This window comes from Myxacorys sp., from assembly GCF_059501405.1.
In genome coordinates, this window is record NZ_JCACCM010000073.1 from 1 (window position 1) to 2,014 (window position 2,014).

At 46.6% G+C, this 2,014-nt stretch carries 4 protein-coding genes; 3 read left to right on the forward strand and 1 reads right to left on the reverse strand.

Annotated elements, in window-relative coordinates; genetic code table 11:
* Nucleotides 1-157 precede the first annotated feature (157 nt).
* Nucleotides 158-322 (reverse strand): hypothetical protein, encoded by a 165-nt coding sequence (locus tag AC5I6P_RS07115; RefSeq protein WP_495693055.1) that lies wholly within the window; start codon nucleotides 320-322, stop codon nucleotides 158-160.
* Between the two features lie 79 nt (nucleotides 323-401).
* Between AC5I6P_RS07115 and AC5I6P_RS07120 the strand changes: the two genes are divergently transcribed.
* From AC5I6P_RS07120 to AC5I6P_RS07130, 3 genes are all read left to right on the forward strand, one after another.
* Complete coding sequence (locus tag AC5I6P_RS07120) at nucleotides 402-920, forward strand: metallophosphoesterase family protein (RefSeq protein WP_495693056.1); 519 nt, start codon at nucleotides 402-404, stop codon at nucleotides 918-920.
* A gap of 291 nt (nucleotides 921-1,211) precedes the next feature.
* Nucleotides 1,212-1,517, forward strand: coding sequence for a hypothetical protein (locus AC5I6P_RS07125; protein WP_495693057.1), 306 nt, complete (start codon nucleotides 1,212-1,214; stop codon nucleotides 1,515-1,517).
* An 84-nt stretch (nucleotides 1,518-1,601) separates the two neighbouring features.
* A complete protein-coding gene (locus tag AC5I6P_RS07130) occupies nucleotides 1,602-1,982 on the forward strand; it encodes a hypothetical protein (protein WP_495693058.1) in 381 nt (126 codons plus the stop codon).
* The last annotated feature ends 32 nt before the right edge of the window (nucleotides 1,983-2,014 follow it).

Here is a 2,014-nt window from a genome sequence, read left to right on the forward strand (position 1 = left end):
CATCTCGTCACTGTTCTCTATTCTCCCTTATTTACCGACAAGTCTATCGATGAACATTTATTTGTCGTGCTTAAAGAGCTCGTGTCACAACTGAAACTGCTAAGGCATAAGCTTCTTAAGCCTCGACACTAAAGGTTTAAATTGGACAAATAAATGTTTAAGGGACAGTGTTGCCTATTCCGCGCGGACCACAAAATATATAAGCTAGAGCAATGCGGGATTGTGCGATCGCAGGGGTCAGGGTTTGTGCGATCGCGTCTTGTCCAACTAATTCTGCAAAGATCTGTGGACGATACTTTTGATGGAAAGATTGGTAAGTCATAGGGATCTCCGAAAACAATCTATCTTTAGAAAAAATAGCACTCCTTGAATTAGAGCTACAATGTTTTGGCATTAGGGCAATGGCAACGCATTTAGAAATGTCAGGCAAGCCGCATCGAAAAACAGGAACACAGGTTGGCGTAATCGCAGATACTCATGGGTTGCTACGTCCTGAAGCGATCGCAGCTCTAACAGGTTCTGATCTCATCCTTCATGCAGGCGACATCGGCAAGCCAGAAATTCTTGAAGAACTGAGTGCCCTTGCTCCAGTTGTTGCAGTTCGAGGCAATATTGATACAGGTGCATGGGCACAGACTATTCCTGAACTTGAAACGATCGCCGTTGAAAACGTCTCAATTCATCTTCTGCACATTGTCAGAGAGTTAAGTTTTGACCCTAAAAAGGCAAATGTCCAGGTTGTGATTAGTGGACACTCCCATAAGCCGAGTATTGAGGAGCGAGAAGGAGTTCTGTTTCTTAATCCTGGCAGTGCTGGACCTCGAAGATTTAAACTACCGGTTTCTGTCGCTTGCTTGTATGTTGCTGAAGCCACAGTACATGCTCAGATTGTTGATTTAGCAGTTTCGGGGCTGAAATAAGGGGTAGTCCTAAAGCTGTAAGGATGGCTGAAAAGCCCAGGCAGTCACGAATCTACAGCTCCATCTTTCAAGGAAAGGGCCGAAGTTTCCAGGATCAGAGCGCTGAAACGCTGCTGATTGGTTAAGTCAGTGCGCTTTTAAGTCAAAAGCAGGCCGTATACTCAAGGCGGGCGACTTCTGGCTAGATGTCTATAACGCCTGTGCAACAATTGTTTCAGGCATCATTACTTGTTTAGCACTACCCAGTTTCTAACACGCGTTCAGTTCGCCTCTGAGATTCTTGGGTCAAACATGCCTTTACCCGAAGAACTGCTGTCTGACGCCGCATTGCCCGAGATTATTGCCAAGTTAGATGAAGCTGAAAGGACAGGAACTCCCTCAGATAACTTGTTGGATGCCTTTGCCCCAGTGCGATCGCTGGTGGAGGGTGATCAGGCCCTCATCCGTCACGAAATTTACCAGCAATTGAGAAATAGTGATGCCAGAGTTATTGCCTCGGTTAGAGCAATTGAAACTAAGCGGATTAGTGTAGTTGCTGCTCGACGACCCTGGGTCTTTTTTGCTGTTGCAGGTACTCAATGGGGTGCACCTCGCTGAGTATATCTCGATAGTCCTAACGCTGTCCCTGTTACTGATCTAGAGGATGTTAGCCAGCATTTGCGAAGTGTACTGGATGAAGGAGTGAGTAACTTGCCTAAGGAACAAATGGAAAAGGCTGCCAAAGTCCTAACGGTTTTTCTGAAACAGCTACACAGAACTGAGGAATTGCTGCTGCCCAGAAAGAAACAGCGAGCCTTGCAAGAGATGCGGATTGTTTTGCAGTCCTATCAAGAAGAAGCTGCAATCCGTGGAGACCAGGAGCGGGAAGAGTTAGCCCGGAAATTACTGGAGTTAACACAGCCAGAATCAGAAGAACCTGTGGATTTGGGAAGCATTGCCGAACGATGGCTCGACCTAATCCGTCCCGTCTGGTACGACCAACTCACAAAGCGACGTCGATCTGGTCCCCTTCGACTTCGTGATATCCGGCAGGTTTTAGTCAATAGACTTAATCGGAAATAGGCAGTAGTCGAAGCCAGACAACAAGAGGCTTT

Excerpts from the sequence above, each read along its gene's own strand:
- AC5I6P_RS07125 (WP_495693057.1), top strand. The coding sequence starts at position 1,212 with ATGCCTTTACCCGAAGAACTGCTGTCTGACGCCGCATTGCCCGAGATT.
- AC5I6P_RS07115 (WP_495693055.1), bottom strand. The coding sequence starts at position 322 with ATGACTTACCAATCTTTCCATCAAAAGTATCGTCCACAGATCTTTGCA.
- AC5I6P_RS07120 (WP_495693056.1), top strand. The coding sequence starts at position 402 with ATGGCAACGCATTTAGAAATGTCAGGCAAGCCGCATCGAAAAACAGGA.